At 63.5% G+C, this 15407-nt stretch carries 16 protein-coding genes; 3 read left to right on the forward strand and 13 right to left on the reverse strand.

Going from position 1 to position 15407, the window contains the following annotated elements:
• Positions 1-10: 10 nt before the first annotated feature.
• The 5 genes from ptsP to EOA16_RS28145 all read right to left on the reverse strand — a co-directional run bounded on the left by ptsP (position 11) and on the right by EOA16_RS28145 (position 4841).
• Positions 11-1990 carry a phosphoenolpyruvate--protein phosphotransferase gene (gene ptsP, locus EOA16_RS28125; RefSeq protein ID WP_127261054.1) on the reverse strand — a complete coding sequence of 660 codons (1980 nt, stop codon included), beginning with the start codon at positions 1988-1990 and terminating at the stop codon, positions 11-13.
• A gap of 56 nt (positions 1991-2046) precedes the next feature.
• On the reverse strand, positions 2047-2427 hold the full coding sequence (locus EOA16_RS28130) for a PTS glucitol/sorbitol transporter subunit IIA (protein ID WP_127261055.1): 381 nt from the start codon (positions 2425-2427) through the stop codon (positions 2047-2049).
• A gap of 108 nt (positions 2428-2535) precedes the next feature.
• Positions 2536-3537, reverse strand: coding sequence for a PTS glucitol/sorbitol transporter subunit IIB (locus EOA16_RS28135; RefSeq protein WP_127261056.1), 1002 nt, complete (start codon positions 3535-3537; stop codon positions 2536-2538).
• Between the two features lie 16 nt (positions 3538-3553).
• Positions 3554-4315, reverse strand: coding sequence for a PTS glucitol/sorbitol transporter subunit IIC (locus EOA16_RS28140; protein WP_013529328.1), 762 nt, complete (start codon positions 4313-4315; stop codon positions 3554-3556).
• Between the two features lie 88 nt (positions 4316-4403).
• Complete coding sequence (locus tag EOA16_RS28145; RefSeq protein WP_013529327.1) at positions 4404-4841, reverse strand: transcriptional regulator GutM; 438 nt, start codon at positions 4839-4841, stop codon at positions 4404-4406.
• 195 nt (positions 4842-5036) lie between these two features.
• Here EOA16_RS28145 and EOA16_RS28150 point away from each other — a divergent pair, with 195 nt between their 5' ends.
• The gene (locus tag EOA16_RS28150; RefSeq protein WP_127261057.1) at positions 5037-5678 is read left to right on the forward strand and encodes a hypothetical protein; all 642 of its coding nucleotides are present in this window, start codon (positions 5037-5039) and stop codon (positions 5676-5678) included.
• A gap of 93 nt (positions 5679-5771) precedes the next feature.
• Positions 5772-6446 carry an HAD family phosphatase gene (locus tag EOA16_RS28155; protein ID WP_127261058.1) on the forward strand — a complete coding sequence of 225 codons (675 nt, stop codon included), beginning with the start codon at positions 5772-5774 and terminating at the stop codon, positions 6444-6446.
• On the opposite strand, the gene EOA16_RS28160 is transcribed toward EOA16_RS28155, so the two are convergent.
• The 6 genes from EOA16_RS28160 to EOA16_RS28185 form a co-directional block, all read right to left on the reverse strand.
• Complete coding sequence (locus EOA16_RS28160; RefSeq protein WP_127261059.1) at positions 6443-7618, reverse strand: DUF930 domain-containing protein; 1176 nt, start codon at positions 7616-7618, stop codon at positions 6443-6445. The genes EOA16_RS28155 and EOA16_RS28160 overlap by 4 nt on opposite strands.
• Positions 7619-7771: 153 nt before the next feature.
• Complete coding sequence (locus tag EOA16_RS28165; protein ID WP_127261060.1) at positions 7772-8530, reverse strand: 5'/3'-nucleotidase SurE; 759 nt, start codon at positions 8528-8530, stop codon at positions 7772-7774.
• Positions 8527-9693 (reverse strand): MBL fold metallo-hydrolase, encoded by a 1167-nt coding sequence (locus EOA16_RS28170; protein WP_127261061.1) that lies wholly within the window; start codon positions 9691-9693, stop codon positions 8527-8529. The genes EOA16_RS28165 and EOA16_RS28170 overlap by 4 nt, the downstream gene beginning before the upstream one ends.
• Positions 9693-10772: an ABC transporter ATP-binding protein gene (locus EOA16_RS28175; RefSeq protein ID WP_127261062.1), complete on the reverse strand. Its 1080-nt coding sequence runs from the start codon at positions 10770-10772 to the stop codon at positions 9693-9695. Before EOA16_RS28175 ends, EOA16_RS28170 begins: the two co-directional genes overlap by 1 nt.
• The gene (locus EOA16_RS28180; RefSeq protein ID WP_127261063.1) at positions 10760-12463 is read right to left on the reverse strand and encodes an iron ABC transporter permease; all 1704 of its coding nucleotides are present in this window, start codon (positions 12461-12463) and stop codon (positions 10760-10762) included. The genes EOA16_RS28175 and EOA16_RS28180 overlap by 13 nt, the downstream gene beginning before the upstream one ends.
• A 91-nt stretch (positions 12464-12554) precedes the next feature.
• Entirely contained in the window at positions 12555-13541 is a 987-nt protein-coding gene (locus tag EOA16_RS28185) for an ABC transporter substrate-binding protein (RefSeq protein ID WP_127261064.1), read from the reverse strand.
• 257 nt (positions 13542-13798) lie between these two features.
• Here EOA16_RS28185 and EOA16_RS28190 point away from each other — a divergent pair, with 257 nt between their 5' ends.
• Positions 13799-14770 (forward strand): sugar-binding domain-containing protein, encoded by a 972-nt coding sequence (locus tag EOA16_RS28190; RefSeq protein ID WP_127261065.1) that lies wholly within the window; start codon positions 13799-13801, stop codon positions 14768-14770.
• 29 nt (positions 14771-14799) lie between these two features.
• On the opposite strand, the gene EOA16_RS28195 is transcribed toward EOA16_RS28190, so the two are convergent.
• Positions 14800-15168 carry a hypothetical protein gene (locus EOA16_RS28195; protein WP_127261066.1) on the reverse strand — a complete coding sequence of 123 codons (369 nt, stop codon included), beginning with the start codon at positions 15166-15168 and terminating at the stop codon, positions 14800-14802.
• Positions 15169-15281: 113 nt separating this feature from the next.
• A partial coding sequence (locus EOA16_RS28200; RefSeq protein ID WP_155765471.1) for a 2-oxo acid dehydrogenase subunit E2 occupies positions 15282-15407 on the reverse strand: 126 nt, incomplete at its 5' end.

Raw genomic sequence — 15407 nt, forward strand, 5'->3', positions numbered from 1 at the left:
CCGGCCTGGGCTAGCCTTCAGCGGCCATGGCCATGATCGCTTTCTTGGCGCGCTGGATGGAAGCCGGGCTCATCGAGAGTTCGGTCAGCCCCATCTTCACGAAGGTCGCAATGAGATCCGGACGGCCGGCCGCCTCGCCGCACATGCCGACCATGATACCGGCGGCGACGCCGGCTTTTGCCGTCATTTCGATCGCCGACATGACGGCTGGATTGGTGACGTCGTTGAGCTTGGCGACGGTCGGATTGAGCCGGTCGGCGGCCATGATGTACTGGGTCAGATCGTTGGTGCCGATCGAGAAGAAAGCGACCTCCTTGGCCAGCGCGGGGGCGATCAGCACGGCGGCCGGGGTTTCGATCATGACGCCGAGATCGAATGACGCGTGCGGCACGCCTTCGGCTCTCAGCTCGGCCGTGCATTCGTCAACCAGCACGCGCGTCTGCCTGACCTCCGAGATGTCGGACACCATCGGCAGCATCACCTTAATGTTGCCGTGCACGGCTGCGCGCAGCAGCGCCCGCAGTTGGCGCTTGAAAATGTCGGGCCGGTCGAGACACATGCGGACGCCGCGCCAGCCGAGGAAGGGGTTTTCCTCGTCGGGAAATTCGATGCCGGCGATCGGCTTGTCGCCGCCGATGTCGAGCGTGCGCACAATGACCGGATAAGGCGCAAAAGCCTTGGCCAGCGCCGCATAGGTCTCGGCCTGCATGTCTTCCGAGGGCAGATGCATATGGCGCATGAACAGAAGCTCGGTGCGGAACAGGCCGATGCCCATGGCACCAGCCTCCAGTGCTGCCTCGATTTCCTCAAGTGAGCCGATATTGGCCGCGACCTCGATGATCCTGCCGTCGGCGAGCTTCGGCGTCACCGTCTTGAAGATGGTCAAGCCGGCGCGCTCCTTTGCCGCCGCTTCGACGCGGCCGGCGAAATCGGCACGGGTCGCCTCGTCGGGGTCGATGATCACATGGCCGGCATTGCCGTCGAGCGCGACGTCTCGCGCGGTACGCAAGGCATCGACCTGGCCGCCGAGGCCGAGCACTGCCGGAATGCCGTGCGAGCGCGCGATGATGGCGATGTGCGAGGTGGCGCCGCCATGGCCGCACACCACGCCGCCGATACGCTTCAGCGGTGCGCGTGCCAGATCCCAGGCGCCGATGTCGTCGGCGATCAGGATAGCGCCTTCGGGGATGTTTTCGAGGCTGACATCGTCTTGGCCCAGCAACACCAGGCAAATCTGCCGCCCAACGGCGTGGACATCGTCCGCCCGCGCGTTGAGATAGTGATCGTCGACCGCGCTGAATTCGGCGGCAATGGTGGAGGCGGCGGTGATGACGGCGGAGACCGCGTCATTGCCGCCCTTGATCAGGCCCTCGGCCTCACCAGTCAGGGTGTCGTCGGCGGCGATATCGCGCAGGGCGGCGACGATGCCGCGGTCTCCAGCCGACAGGCTGTCCTGCGCCAACGCATGATCCATGCGGGCCTGGACCGCGCCGACAGCCATGCGGAACCTGTCGATCTCGCCTTCTATCTCCTCGGCCTGCAACATGCGGCCCTGTCCGGCGATATCGGGTGGGAAATGCGCAAAGGCCGGGCCGATGGCGAAACCTTCGCTGGCGGCCACGCCACGCAGGCGGTTTGCCCCGTCAGGTGCCGCTGGCGCCGATCCGGGCGCGGGTGCCGCTTCCTGCCCGGCATCGTTCGCCGGGCTCTGCGCTTCCGCTTCATCATCGAGGCCAGCCCGCGGATTCTCGAGATAGCCGATCAGCGCCTCGAGCGCCTCGATGGCATCGGCGCCATTCGCCCGCACCGTGACTTCCTGGTTCTCCTTGACCGCCAGCAGCATCAGCTTGACCGAACTCTTGGCGCTGACCGCCTTGCCGTCCTTGACCAGTTCGACGTCGGATTCGAAGCCCTTGGCGAGCTTCACGAACCGCGTCGCGGGGCGGGCGTGCAAACCTTCATGCACTCTGACGATGGTCGAGCGTTCCATGGCAAATACTCTGGTTTTGGGCGCCGCTCCCAACATAGGCCGCGGCGCGAATGCTGTCAGGCGGCGATGGTGATGATCGCGCCGGTCTTCAGGGCGGCCACGAGCGCTTGCGGGTCGACTTGCGATGCACAGATCTCGCCCGGCCTCTCGGCCTCGGTACCGCCGTTGAACGAAATGACGACATGACCCATTTCCAGCACCTTGCTCCACGCGCTGGAGCCGACCGCTGTGATAACAGCGGCAACCGGGCCGAGGGTGATCGAAGCGCCCTTGGCGGGCGCTCCGTCACTTGGTCCCTGCTCCGCCTTGTGGAGCACCGAAACCTCGGCAAGCTCCGGCGGCGAGCCATCCGCAAACAGGATGACCACGCCCCCTTCAGCAAGGTCCGCCACTTCGGGGCCGATGGCAGTGACCCGTGTTCTCAGCAGAACCGTCATATGGCGAACCTCATTTTCTCAACTTTGCCTAGAGCGGTGAACCGCTCTATCTCTTTGTTTTGACGCAATTTCCAAGGGAAAGCATTATGCGCTTTTCCCGGAATTGCCTTAGAACACGATCAGGCTGACGACCCAGGCGATCAGCACCGAGACCGGGCCCATGATCTGGCGGCTGATGAGCACCGCCGGAACGCCGATTTCGATCGTCTTCGGCTTGGCCTCGCCGAGCGCCAGGCCGACGGGGACGAAGTCGCAGCCCACCTGGGTATTGTAGGCAAACAGCGCCGGCAGTGCCATCGCCGGCGAAATCGTGCCGTTGGCGATCTGCGGGCCGATGATGGCGACGCCGATGACCTGCGCGATGACAGCGCCTGGCCCGAGGATGGGCGACAGGAACGGCAGGCCGCAGATCGCCGAGATGATCAGCAGGCCGACGATGTTGTTGGCCAGCGGACCCATCGGCTGCGCCAGCACATCGCCGATGCCGGTATACAGGATCAGACCGATCAGCATGGTCACGAAGGCCATGAACGGCAGCACGTTGCGGATGACCTGATCGATGGTGCGGCGGCCGGCATTGAAGAAGATGCCGACGATACGTCCCATGACGCGGCCGATCGTGCTGATGAGGCCGATCAGCCCGCCTTCGCTCGGCAGCGGCTGTGGTGCCGCGGCCGCATTGCTGCTCGAACTCATAGCTGCTGCTCCCCCCGCAGTCGTGATCGTTTCGGATCCGTCCGCCATTGTGATGTTGGCCGGCTTCACGCCCGAAACGTAGATGTCCTCGGTGATGAACTGGGCCAGCGGCCCGGATTGACCGACCGGCGTCAGATTGACGGTCGGGATACGCTTGCGCGGATAGACGCCGCATCGTGCGGTGCCGCCGCAATCGACGACGACAACCGCCATCTCGCTTTCGATCGGCGGCGCCCTGAAGCCGTCGACGGCTTCGGCGCCGGTCATGTCGGCGATGAGCTGCGCCACCGGGTGAATGCCACCACCGGTGACGGAAACCACCTTGCTGCGCTGTTCGGTCGGCTCGATGACGAGCGGGCCGCCCCAGCCGGTTTTGCCCTGGGTGATCCTTACGGCTTTGTATGTCTTGGCCATGATGTCCTCCCCGCCCTTACAGCTCGACGCCCTGGCGGCGTGCCATGATGGCGGTGATGCGTTCGGTCAGCATGCCCTTGAGCAGGATGACGACGAGGCCGACGATGGCGTACCAGATCGCCACCTTGACGTGGTAGCCGGCGACGACGACGCCCTTCTTTTCCAGCTCCAGCAGCGCGACGAGAATGCCGCCCCAAACGAAATATTCGCCGGGATTGATGTGCGGGAACAGGCCCAGCGGCGGGTGCACATAGGACACGGCCGCGTCATAGAAGGCCGGCTTGTGCTTTTCTTCCAGGAACGATCCGAACGTATAGGCCATCGGATTGGTGAGGAAGAACACCGCCAGCAGCGGCAACAGCGTGTAGCGCGTCAGCGCGATCCGGCCGGCGCCGCGCGCCAGGCCGTGTACGCGCTCTTCACCGACCAGTTCTGTGACGGCATAGAAAGCCGTCATCAGCACCACCAGCGTCGGAATGATGCCGGTGACGAAGCCGGCGAAGACCTCGCCGCCCTTCTGGAAGATGCCGATGAAGTACTTGCCGATGGCGGTCAGCCAGCCGAGCTGCTCTTCCTGCTGGACGTCCTTCAGCTTTTCCTTGAACTGATCGACGGTGATCGGTCCGCTGTCCGCTTGTGCGAGGACAACGAGATGGTCGGAGGCATGCTCGACAGCGAGCTTGCCATGCAATGCGGCATCCGAGACCATGGCACCTGCGACATGCAGATTGTGCACGGCCATGTCGGCATGCTGCGCCAACAACGAAAATACAGACATTTCTCCTCCTTATGCCACCCGCCGGTTGATCCCAGTCGGTGCGCGGCGTCCTCTATCCTTTTGATTTAGAGCCCGAAATCATCCGACTCTAAGCCCTTGCTACGTTCAAACCGGACAGGCCCGGCTTCTTCCCCGGCTCCGACCGTGTTTTGTCGATCTGCTCGATCGCCCGTTTCACGGCCTCGGCCACACCGGGTTCCCCCTCCCCCATGATTGCAGGGTTGGACCGGAGTCGATCGAGGGGAACACCCTCGAATTCTTCATGTCTTTTGAACTTGGTGAACACGGAACGGCCGCTCATCACCATCAGGCGGCGCACGACCAGATCGGGTGTCACCACGACGAGCGCGATGGTGCCCTTGGCCAACCGACCGCGAAAATTGCCGGCTCCGACGAAGCCATCCTTGTACTGGTCGGTGACGCCCCTGAAGACATCCGAATAGTGCCGCATCTGCAGCCAGACGCCGAGCGACTGCAGCGCCCACACAATAACCAGCAGAAGCAGTCCCCACTGCCAAATCGCCATTCGGTTCTCCTCCCGAAGCCTCAGTTGAACCGCACCTTGGACCGGCGCGTGACAACAGCAAAGTGAGAACATTTGTTTCCGAGAATGTCAATATGTATGATATTGGCCTCGGCTCAGGTCATCCACAGGGACGCTGACCGATTTCGGCCGTGGCGCCGTTGTGCTAGGCTGACCGGGAAACAGGATACGAGGAAGATGGATCTGCCCTTCAGGGACGAACTGGCCTTGATGCCCGATCTTCGCCATCGGCTGCGGCAGTTGCGCTGGTTCCGCGCCACCTTTCGCGGCAGCGCGAAGGTGGTCTCGGACACGTTCGGCGTGCGCTTCGAGATCGACGAGGCCAAGCTCACCAGAGCCTTTCTCGACTGGGTCGAGATCATGGAGGCGCAGAAGCGCTTCGCCGCGATCGACCGCGCCGACTTCATCGTCTTTGCCGCCGGCCTCGTGCTGCGCGAGCTGATAAAACAGGCGCCGGCCAGGGAAATCTCCGGCCTCACGCAGCTGATCGAGACGGAAACGAACGCCGGCACGCTGGAAATCGTCCGCTTCTGGCCGGAGGGTTTCCTCTACACCAACTACTGCGTCTCGGTGATTTCGGCGATCCACGAGCAGGAATTCGGCACGGCACCCGGCATCGACAAATGCGCCGACGATTTGCGCACATGGTGGTCCTATCGCGAGAATGTGACCGAGATGCCGGCCTATGCGGTGGCTTTCCTCGACCGCTTTCTCGGCGCCGAGCCGAACTGGATCACGCCGGATCGCGCCCAGTCCCGGCAAGCCATGCAACGGGCGCTCGGGCCTTCCCGTGCGAGCGATGCGTTGCGCCAGCTTTGAGCCCGCTCTTCGCGCCCCCAAAACGCACGCGCTATTGAACATTTGACTTTTTGCCGATAGCGATGTGCGAAAATGGACTCGAGAGGGAAACGCGTGGCGCGACCAAGGCCTATTATTTTCGATTGCGACGGCGTTCTTGTCGACAGCGAGCCTCTGGCCGCCCGCGCCTATGAGCGCGTCTACGAAAAGCACGGCATGCCCGGCGTCAACACCAGCATCATCGCCCAATGCATCGGCATGAAGCAGTCCGATATCATCGCCAGGATCAAGGAATTGACCGGGCACCAGTTTCCGGCGGCGGCGGACGGCGACATCTGGGCCGAGACCAAGGTGCTGTTCTCGCAGGAATTGAAGCCGACACCGGGAATCACTGCGTTTCTCGAGACGCTCGCGGGCGACCGCTGTGTCGCCTCGTCCTCCTCTGTCGAGCGCATAAACCACAGCCTTGCCGTGACCGGGCTGGCGCGTTTCTTCGGCGATGCGATCTACAGCTCATCGATGGTCAAGAACGGTAAGCCCGCGCCGGACATCTTCCTCTTCGCGGCGGACAAGATCGGCGCCAATCCCGTTGACTGCATCGTCATCGAGGACTCGCCCTTCGGCATCCAGGGCGCGGTCGCCGCAGGCATGACCGCGATCGGCTACACCGGTGGCGGCCATACCTATGCCGAGCACGCCGCTCGGCTGACGGCTGCCGGTGCCGATTTCGTCTGCGCCGACTGGCAAGAAGTCAGCCGGCAATTGTCCGGGCTTGGCGCGCCGGCCTAATTCAGCGGATACTTGGTGAATCCGCGACCGGCCCATTCGCCAGCCGGGACCAATGATCCCACGCGGAAGTTGAAGGATAGGACCCTCGTCGCATCGGGGTCGACTTCACACCGGAAGTTTAGATTGTACCAGGTGTTTCTGGTGCTGAAGGCCGCCTGAGCAGGATTGAGAACATTGCCTTTGTCCAGCGTGATGGTTGGTACCCATTTGACCGTATAGTCAGCACTTTGCAGTTCCCGGCTTAGAACATTGCCGCAAAGGGTGGCCACGCGCTGACCGCGCGGCACATTCTCCATGGAGCTTGTAGCGAACGCATTGCCGGTTGCCCCCTGCGAGTAAAGCTTTCTGACGCCCGGAAGGCCGGAATAGGTCGGCGATCCTGCAACGTCGTTGTTGGTGGGATTTGACCTTCCAGCATTCCCGATCGGCGCTTTGAAAGCTCTTGCGGGTTTGAACGTCATTGTCTTGGCAGGTTTGGATTTGGGCTTTGCCTTTCCGGTCGAGGCTGGAGGCGCCGGCTTATCACCGGTCTCAGCCGCCAATGGCTTTGGCGTCACGACGGCTTGCTTTTCGGCGGGTTGCGGTGCGGGTTCTTGTTTGTCCGGCTGTTGTCTGTCAGTGTCCTCGGTCGCCTGCTTCTCCTCGCCTTGCGCGGGCGTTTCGTCCGGCGCAACGGTGGCCGGCTTCTCGTCAGGCTTGCTGGGCTCCGCCTTCTGCTGTGGCGTTGCAGCCGGGGCGGGCTGGGTCGGCGTGGGTGTCGGTGCCACAGGCGGCTTCGCCGCCTCATCCTTGGCCGGCGACGGCGTGTTGGGTTTAGCGCTGCTTCCGTCGAGCGATTTCTCCGGCCCGGTATCTTTCTGGCCGTACTGGAAGACGCGCTTCAGAACCTGGTCGTCTGGCGGTTTCGGCGGTTCCGGAGGCGGCTTTTGTTCAGGCGGCTTTTCAGCCTTCTTTTCAGGTGTCGGTTCCGGTGGCTTTGGAGCAGGTTTCGGCTTGGGCTTCTCGGGTGGCGGCACGATCGCGACATTGACGGGCTGGTCCTGCTGAACCGGCTGCTGCTCGGGTCTCGGCAGGCCATAGACCAGAAACGCGGCGATGAGCGCATGCAGGATCAGCGATGCGGGCAAAGCCCACAGCAGATGCCGCCGCCGTTCTCCTGTCTCGCCCTTCATCCTCACCGATGTGGAATGAAATGGCAGCGGCTTCAAGCATAGGTAGTGGATTGGCTTGATTTAACCGCTGACAGGTTGGTGATCGGATGACGACGCGCAGACCAGCGCCAGTGAGGTATGGCGCGACTCAAACCAGCCGATTCAGACCCCAGGTCAGCCAGTTTGCCGCTGGCGCATGATCCGGTCCAGAAACCGTTCGTTCAGCCGCGTCTCGCCAAACCAGTTCAGCCGGTTGATGCTGATGAAGCCGGCATCGATCGCCTCGTTCTCGTCGCCCGGCTGGCTCTCATGAGCCCGACCGCGCGGCACGGTGATGACCGTGCGATCGCCATCGCATTCCAAGATCTCGGCCTTGCGGGCGATCTTGTCGCGGCCGATGCGCGGTTGGCGGATTTCGGCCGGCAGCGAGGTCGGCAGGTTGATGCTCAGCCAATGACCCTCAGCGGCCCAGTCGGCGTGCGAGTGCCACAATAAAGTGATCAGCGCGCCAAGCCATTGGTCGTCGCCATCGGTGAAATCAGGATTTTTCACGCGTGAGAAGCCGATGGCTGGAACGCCCCAGAAAGTCGCCTCCCGCGCAATGCCGAGCGTGCCGGAATAGGCAAGGTCCTCGGCAACGTTGCGGCCATCGTTGACGCCGGACAGCACAAGGCCCGGTTTCTCGGAATCGGCAAACAGCCAGGTCATAGCGCTTACCACGCAATCGGCCGGTGTGCCGGAACAGGAGTACCAGTTCGGTTTGACACGCCGCATGGTCAACGGCCTGGCAATCGTCAATGACGAGCCGGCAGCGGTGCGCTTGCCGTCGGGCGCGACCACCCAGATATCGTCGCTCAACGCGCGGGCCGCGTTGACCAGACGGGCAAGCCCCGGCGCTTCGATGCCGTCGTCGTTGCAGATCAGGATTCTCATCGTTTTCTTGCCTCCGAAACCACTATGCGCTGGCCGGTGCGGCATTGCGTTCGCAGCGACGGGATGTGGGTTTGCAGATCGCCGAGAAGGTCCGGCGTGCAGGAATGACCGAGTGCGGCGGGACGGCCGGCCTTCTCCCAGATGTCGACATTGCCCGACAGCGTCGGATGGGTCGGCATGCGCACCCAGTCCGCCCGGCCGGCCTTGTGCAACAGATCGCCCGGCGAGCCTGACGGCAGATGGCCGGTAAGCAGCACCGGAAAACCGGAATGGTCGGCACGCGGCAAGAGGCGCGACGACGGCCCGGCTTCACCCATGCCGTCATCCGCCAGCAACGGCATTGGCGGCAGGGGATCGACATCGGTCCAGTCGGCTGCTTCCTGCAAGCGGCGGCGCAGCAACGCTGAAACGCCCGGCAACAAGGCTGCCGTGGCGCCGATCTGCGCTTGCAGCGACGAACGCATGCCGGCATGGATGGCGAACGGCCCCGGCAAGGCCGCGATCAGCTCCAGTGACCGACCCGAGAGCGGCGTCGGCAAAAGACATCCGTCCGAATGCCTCGCAACCCACTGCGAGATTTCACGCGCACGCGCCGTCCCCGGCACCGGATCGGCGCCGTAGGACGCATCGAGAACAAGCAGGTCGCAGTGGGGGATCGTGTCCATGATGAAGACATTGCTGTCCGGCACCACATCGGCGGAATAGGCGACGCGGCTCTCGCCGTCGTCCACGGCAAACCAGGCGCCGCCCACGACATGCCCGGAGCGTCCCGTCCGAATCGTGAGGTTGCCGCTGTTCAACGTGTCGCCCGGCTCGAACAATTCGATGCGGTCTTCGGGAAAAGGGAACCGCCTGAAATCCTCGGGCTCAGCATAGCCGGCGAGCGCGGCGGGCGCCTCGTCTCGGGTCTCGGCCGTCATGAAGATCGGACCGGCATAGCCGCGCGACAGCAGCCAGCTCAGCGCACCGATATGATCCTCATGCGCATGCGAGACGAATAGCGTGTCTATATCGGCGACCGACCCGTTCAGCACCGGATAATAGTCCGCGCCGGAGGCACCGACCTTGATGCCGACGTCGAGCAGGACGCGATCGTTGCCGCTGCTGACAGCAAGGCTGGTGCGGCCCTTTTCGCCAAAGCCGCCGAGCAGATCGAGCATCATCACGATGCTCCGCCCGCCGCCGGGATCAGCCAGCCGGACCGTATCCGCAGACGCGCCTGGGCTCCGCTCTCCAGCGCGACCGGATCGGGCCGTTCGAAATGCAAGGTGAGGTCCGGACTGGTCGAAGGCGTGAATTCGATGCGCGCCGAGCCACCCTGGTAGATCACCCGCTTGACCAGGCCATCGAAGCCGGGGCCGTCCTGCGACACGTCGAGGTCGGCCGACCGGCAGCAGACCTTTGCCCCAGTTCGCGGCCGCTCGCCTGGTCGGCAGCGGACAATCAGTTCAGCGCCGAGAACCCGGACCTTGCAGTGCCCTCTTTCTTCCGCGCTCAACACATCCGCGGGCAGCAAAATGCCTTGCGAAATGAAGGACGCCACCATTTCATTTGCCGGCTCATGATAGAGTTCTCGCGGCGTCGCCAGCTGGGCAAGGCGCCCGCCATCCATCACCGCGATGCGGTCGGCCAGCGCCATCGCTTCGGCCTGGTCATGGGTGATGTAGACGATGGTGGTGCCGGTGCGTTTGTGGAAGGACGCGAACTCGTCCTCCATCGAGGCCCTCAGATGCACATCGAGATTGGCCAGCGGCTCGTCGAACAGAACCAGCGAGGGCGCCGCGACAAGGCAGCGCGCCAATGCCACGCGCTGGCGCTGGCCGCCGGAAAGATTGGCCGGCCGACGCTCGCCCAGCCCTTGCAAATTGACCAGGGCGAGTGCGTCTTCAACCTTCCGGCGGGCGACGGCCTTGTCGAGCTTCGCCACCTTCAGCGAATAGCCGATGTTCTCGGCCACCGTCATATGCGGCCACAGCGCATAGTTCTGGAAGACGATGCCGACACGCCGCTTTTCCGGCGCGACGCTGCCGCCCTTGCCCGACACGACCTCGCTGCCGATGCGGATTTCGCCTGAAGTCACTTTCTCGAATCCGGCCACCAGCCTCAGCAACGTCGTCTTGCCGCAGCCGGAAGGGCCGAGCACTGCCAGGAACTCGCCGTCGCCGACATCGATCGACACGTCCTTGACGGCATCGAAATTGGCGAAGCTCTTGGTCACATTGTCCAGGCTCAATCGCGCCATGGCAGCACTCCGGTCGGAAGGTAGGGGGCAAGCAGATTGGTCACCAGCATCAGCACGAAAGTGACCGCCACGGTGATGACGGACATCGCCGCCGCGTAGTTGGAATCGCCGCCCTGCTCGAAGGAGAACATCACCACGCCGATCGTTTCCGACCCCGACGACCACAGCAGCGCCGAAACGGTGAGCTCGCTCAGCGCCGTCATGAAGATCAGCAGGCCGCCGGCGATCGCCGCCGGTGCCACCAAGGGAAAGATGATCGTGCGCATGCGCGTGAACAGCCCGGCGCCGGCCACCTGGGCAGCTTCCTCCAGCGCCCGGTCGATCTGGTGATAGCCGCTGATGGTTGGCCGCAATGCCAGCACCAGGAAGCGGGCGAGATAGGCGTAGAGGATGATCCAGACGGTGTTGTAGAGCTGGATGCCGGTGAGCGGGATCGGCCGCAGGAACAGGAGCAGCGAGGCGATCGCCAGCACCACGCCGGGCAAGGCGTAGGGCAGTTCGACCGACAGATTGAGCAGCCTCACCCAGCGCTGCTTGCCCCACGCGATCAGATAGCCGATCGGCACTGCGACCAGGACCGCGAAGACGGCCGCCGCGATCGACAGCCAGAAGCTGTTGAAGAAGGCGCGGCTGGCCGCATCATGCTCGAACAGCACGAAGCGGTAATTATCGAGCGTCGCCGTCTTGGCGGTGAGCGCGATGCCATAGCCCGGCACCAGCGATGTCAGAACCAGCCCGAACAGCGGCAGGAACAGCACCACGACGATCAGCAGCCACATGCCGGCCTGCACGGCGGGCCGCCAGCGGCCGAGCTCATAGGGCTCGGCCGAAAGCGACGTGGAGCTGATGCGATAGTCGCGGCGGCGGCTCATGATCTCCTGGGCAAGGATGCCCGCCATGGCGATGATGCCGATCAGCACCGACAGGAACGCGGTTTCGCCGAGCACGGCGGGGCCGCCGCCGGACAGCCGTTGGTAGATCAGCGTCGGCAGCACGAGATAATTGGCGGGAATGCCGAGAAAGGCTGGAATGCCGAAATTGCCGACGCAGGAGACGAAGGCGAGTGCCGCGGCCGCCATGATCGAAGGCGTCATCAGCGGCAGCACGATGGTGATCAGCACGGTGAACCAGCCGGCGCCACCGGCCCGCGCCGCCTCGACCAGTTCGCGCGGCAGCTTGCGCAGGCCGGCGCGCACCAGCAGGAAAACCAGCGGGCCATACTGCACGCCGAGCAGCAGGATGATACCTGAAGTGGAATAGAGCGGGTTCCTGGTGCCAAGCGGGGGTGCCGCGCCGAAGAGCTTGAGGAACGGACTTGCCGGGCCGAACAATTGCAGCCAGGCCAGCGCCGTCACCTGCGGCGCGATCATCAAGGGCATGACGTAACAGAGCACCATGGCGCTGCGAGCGCGGATGTCGGTCAGGGTGACGAGGACGGCCACCAGCGTTCCCGACAGCACCGCAAGCAGGGTGCCGCCGATACCGACGACCAGTGTGTGCCAGGTGGCGATCCAGGTCGCCGGACTGCCGAGCCCCGCCTTTATCGCGACGGTCGACAGCGTGCCGCCGGGTGCCACGATCTCCTTGATCAGGCGCAGCATCGGCAGCAGCGAAAGCAGGACGATGACGATGGCTACCGCCGCCGTCAGGACCATTTCCTGGCCCCGGCTTTCCCTGATCCGTGTTGACATGATTGCGTTTCCTGGGTCGATCAGCCGATGCGATCGGGGTTTTGCCCATCGGGAATGCCGCTGGGACGGCATCCCCGACGGCATTGCCGGCTCAGCCGCCGAACAGCTCCGAGAACTTCGCCTTGTCGGCGTCGGTTTTGGCGACGATTGCCTTGGTGTCGAACGGCATCACCTTGACCTTGACGCCCTCCGGCAGCCATTCGGGGCGGCCGACCGAGGCGCGCGCCGGCAGATAGCCCATCGAAAGCGCGAGCTTCTGGCCGTCATCCGAAAGAATGAAGTCGACGAACTTCTTGGCGCCGTCGACATTCCTGGCGGTCTTCATGATGGCGACCGGTTCGGTCACTGCCGGCACACCTTCGGAGGGGAATACGAACTCGACCGGGGAACCCTTCTTCTTGGCGTTCATCGCCATGAAGTCGACCAGGATGCCATAGGGCTTTTCGCCTGATGCCACCGACTTCAGCACCGCACCATTGCCGCGCACGCTGACGGTGTTGTTGGTCTTCAGCTTCTGGAAGAAATCCCAGCCATAATTGGCGTCGCCGACGAAGCCCGAAAGCAGGTATGCGGCCGCACCCGAATAGAGCGGGCTCGGCATGACCAGGCCATCGGCATAGGCGGGCTTGGCGAGATCGGCCCAATGCTGCGGCTTCTCGGTCGCCGCGGTGTTGTAGACGATGCCGGTGGTGATCAGCTTGCTGCCGAAATAGGTCTTGTCGGCGTCATAGGCATCCGCTTCGATGCCGTCGAGCTTTGCCTCGGGATAGGGCAGCAGCCGGTCGTCCTTCTTCAACAGCTCCATCGAGACCGCGTCGGCGATCAGAAGCACGTCGGGCTGCGGGCTGCCGGCGGCAAACTCGGCCGCCATCTTGGTCAGGATGTCGCTCGTTCCGGAGCGATAGATATTCACATCGATACCCGGCTGCGCCTTCTTGAAGGCATCCACGGTCTTGGCCGCGTCGGCTTCCGGCTGGGACGTATAGAGAGTCAGTGTGTCGGCGTTTGCCACGCCGGCAAACAAAGTTGCCGCGAGCGCCAGCTGGCTGGCCAGCAGCTTGATGAAGTGCGTCTTCAATGAGACCTCCTGTCTTTCTGTGCATGACCGGTCCGGCTCCGGCCGGCCCCCGTCTCTTCCTCCCTGCACGGCGCATATGACTGGTGGATGACACAGCGCGTGAAACCCACAAAATATGTTCATATGTACGATGTCAATTACAAATGAACAGAAATGTGCGACAATCGACACGCCGGAGATCCGGCATCAGTTGACATCCGGCCGGTGTTTCCTTGATGAGCACCGGTCAGGCCACGGCTCATGAGGGACAGGAACCGATGACCACGGAAAAACCCAGACAGGCTCGCCTGCCGATGGTCTCGTCGGACCTTACCGTCAAGACGGCATGGCTCTACTATGTCGAAGGTTTCACCCAGGAACAGATCGCCGAAAAGCTCGACGTCTCCAGGGTGAAGGTCATGCGTACGCTGGCCTCCTGCACCGCCGAGGGCATTATCGTCACCATGATCAACGCGCCGACCGCCGCGCAGGTGGCGCTCGAGCGGGAACTGGAAAAACGCTGGGGTCTGAATGCCGCCGTCGTCATCCCGACGCCTTCGGCGCATGACCATCTGGAGAAGGCCATCGGCCATGCCGTCGCGGCCTATCTCGGCGAGCAGATGCAGGACGGCATGACGCTGGCCATCGGCGGCGGCGCGACCCTGCATGCCAGCCTCGGCTTCCTTGCCCGCCGGCAATTGAAGCGTGCCTGCGTGGTGGCGCTCGTCGGCAGCCTGCCGCACTCGCAATGGATCAATCCATCGATTGTCGCAGCCAAGGTCGCCGATGTCTTCGAGGTCGACAGCTATCAGATCACCGCGCCGGTGACGGTCGACAATTCCTCGCTGCGCGATCTCCTCTGGGCGCAGCCGACCCTGCAGGATGTACGCCAACGCGCGGCCGCCGCCGACATCGCGCTGCTCACCGTCGGCGACATGTCGCCGGACGCCACCATCTTCCGGCACGGCATCGTTCCGTCATCGCTGATCGCTCCGTTGAAAGCGAAGGGCGCGGTCGCCAACATGCTGTGCTATTTCGTCGATTCCGCAGGCGGGCTGGTCGACCACGAGGTCAACGGCCGCGTCATGGCCATCGATCTCGATGTGGTCAGCAACGTGCCGAATGTTGTTCTCGCCGCGGGCGGCAAGCGGAAAGTCGCGGCGATCCTCGCCGCGCTGAAAGCCGTCAGCACCAATGTGCTGATCACCGACAGCGATACCGCCACGGCACTGCTTGCCAAGGGCGGCTGAGCCGGTTCGACTGGCTCCGGCGTTTCCCGCTAAATGAGTCCGCGCTCGCGCAAATAATCCTCGACACCGACATGGGTCATGGATTCGAATTCGGCGATCGCCTCGGCCACCCGCTTGCGCTGCGCCGCCAGCAGTGTGAACACCTGCTTCATCTCGCCGGAAACACCAAAACGGCTCCATCGCTCGGCGATATGCATGGGCAAGCCGATGTCGGCGCAGAACGCGTCCAGGCTGTCATAGCCGAGGCTGGCGACGAGCTGCCTGGTCTCTTCCGCCGACATGCGCGGCTCGAAGGCGTGGTCGTGCAGGCGCTGCGCCACCAGCTTGATGTCGGATGGCGCCGCACCCATGACCTTGCCGAACAGGGTTTTGACGTCAGATGGGTCGAATGCAGGCATATTTGGCCTCCCTGGATCGCAATCCAGATAGAACATGGGTCAAGGGTCCGCGCCTGACAAGTCGTTTCTATTTGTGAGCCGGCGCATGATTTGGCGCCGGCTCCCCACAGGACCTAGACCAGCATGCCCATCGGGTTTTCGATCAGCCGCTTGAAGGCGACCAGCAGTTCTGCACCCAGCGCACCGTCGACAGCGCGATGGTCGGTCGACAGCGTCACCGACATCACGGTGGCTATTTT

Source organism: Mesorhizobium sp. M7A.F.Ca.US.008.03.1.1, from assembly GCF_003997495.1.
Classification (GTDB): domain Bacteria; phylum Pseudomonadota; class Alphaproteobacteria; order Rhizobiales; family Rhizobiaceae; genus Mesorhizobium.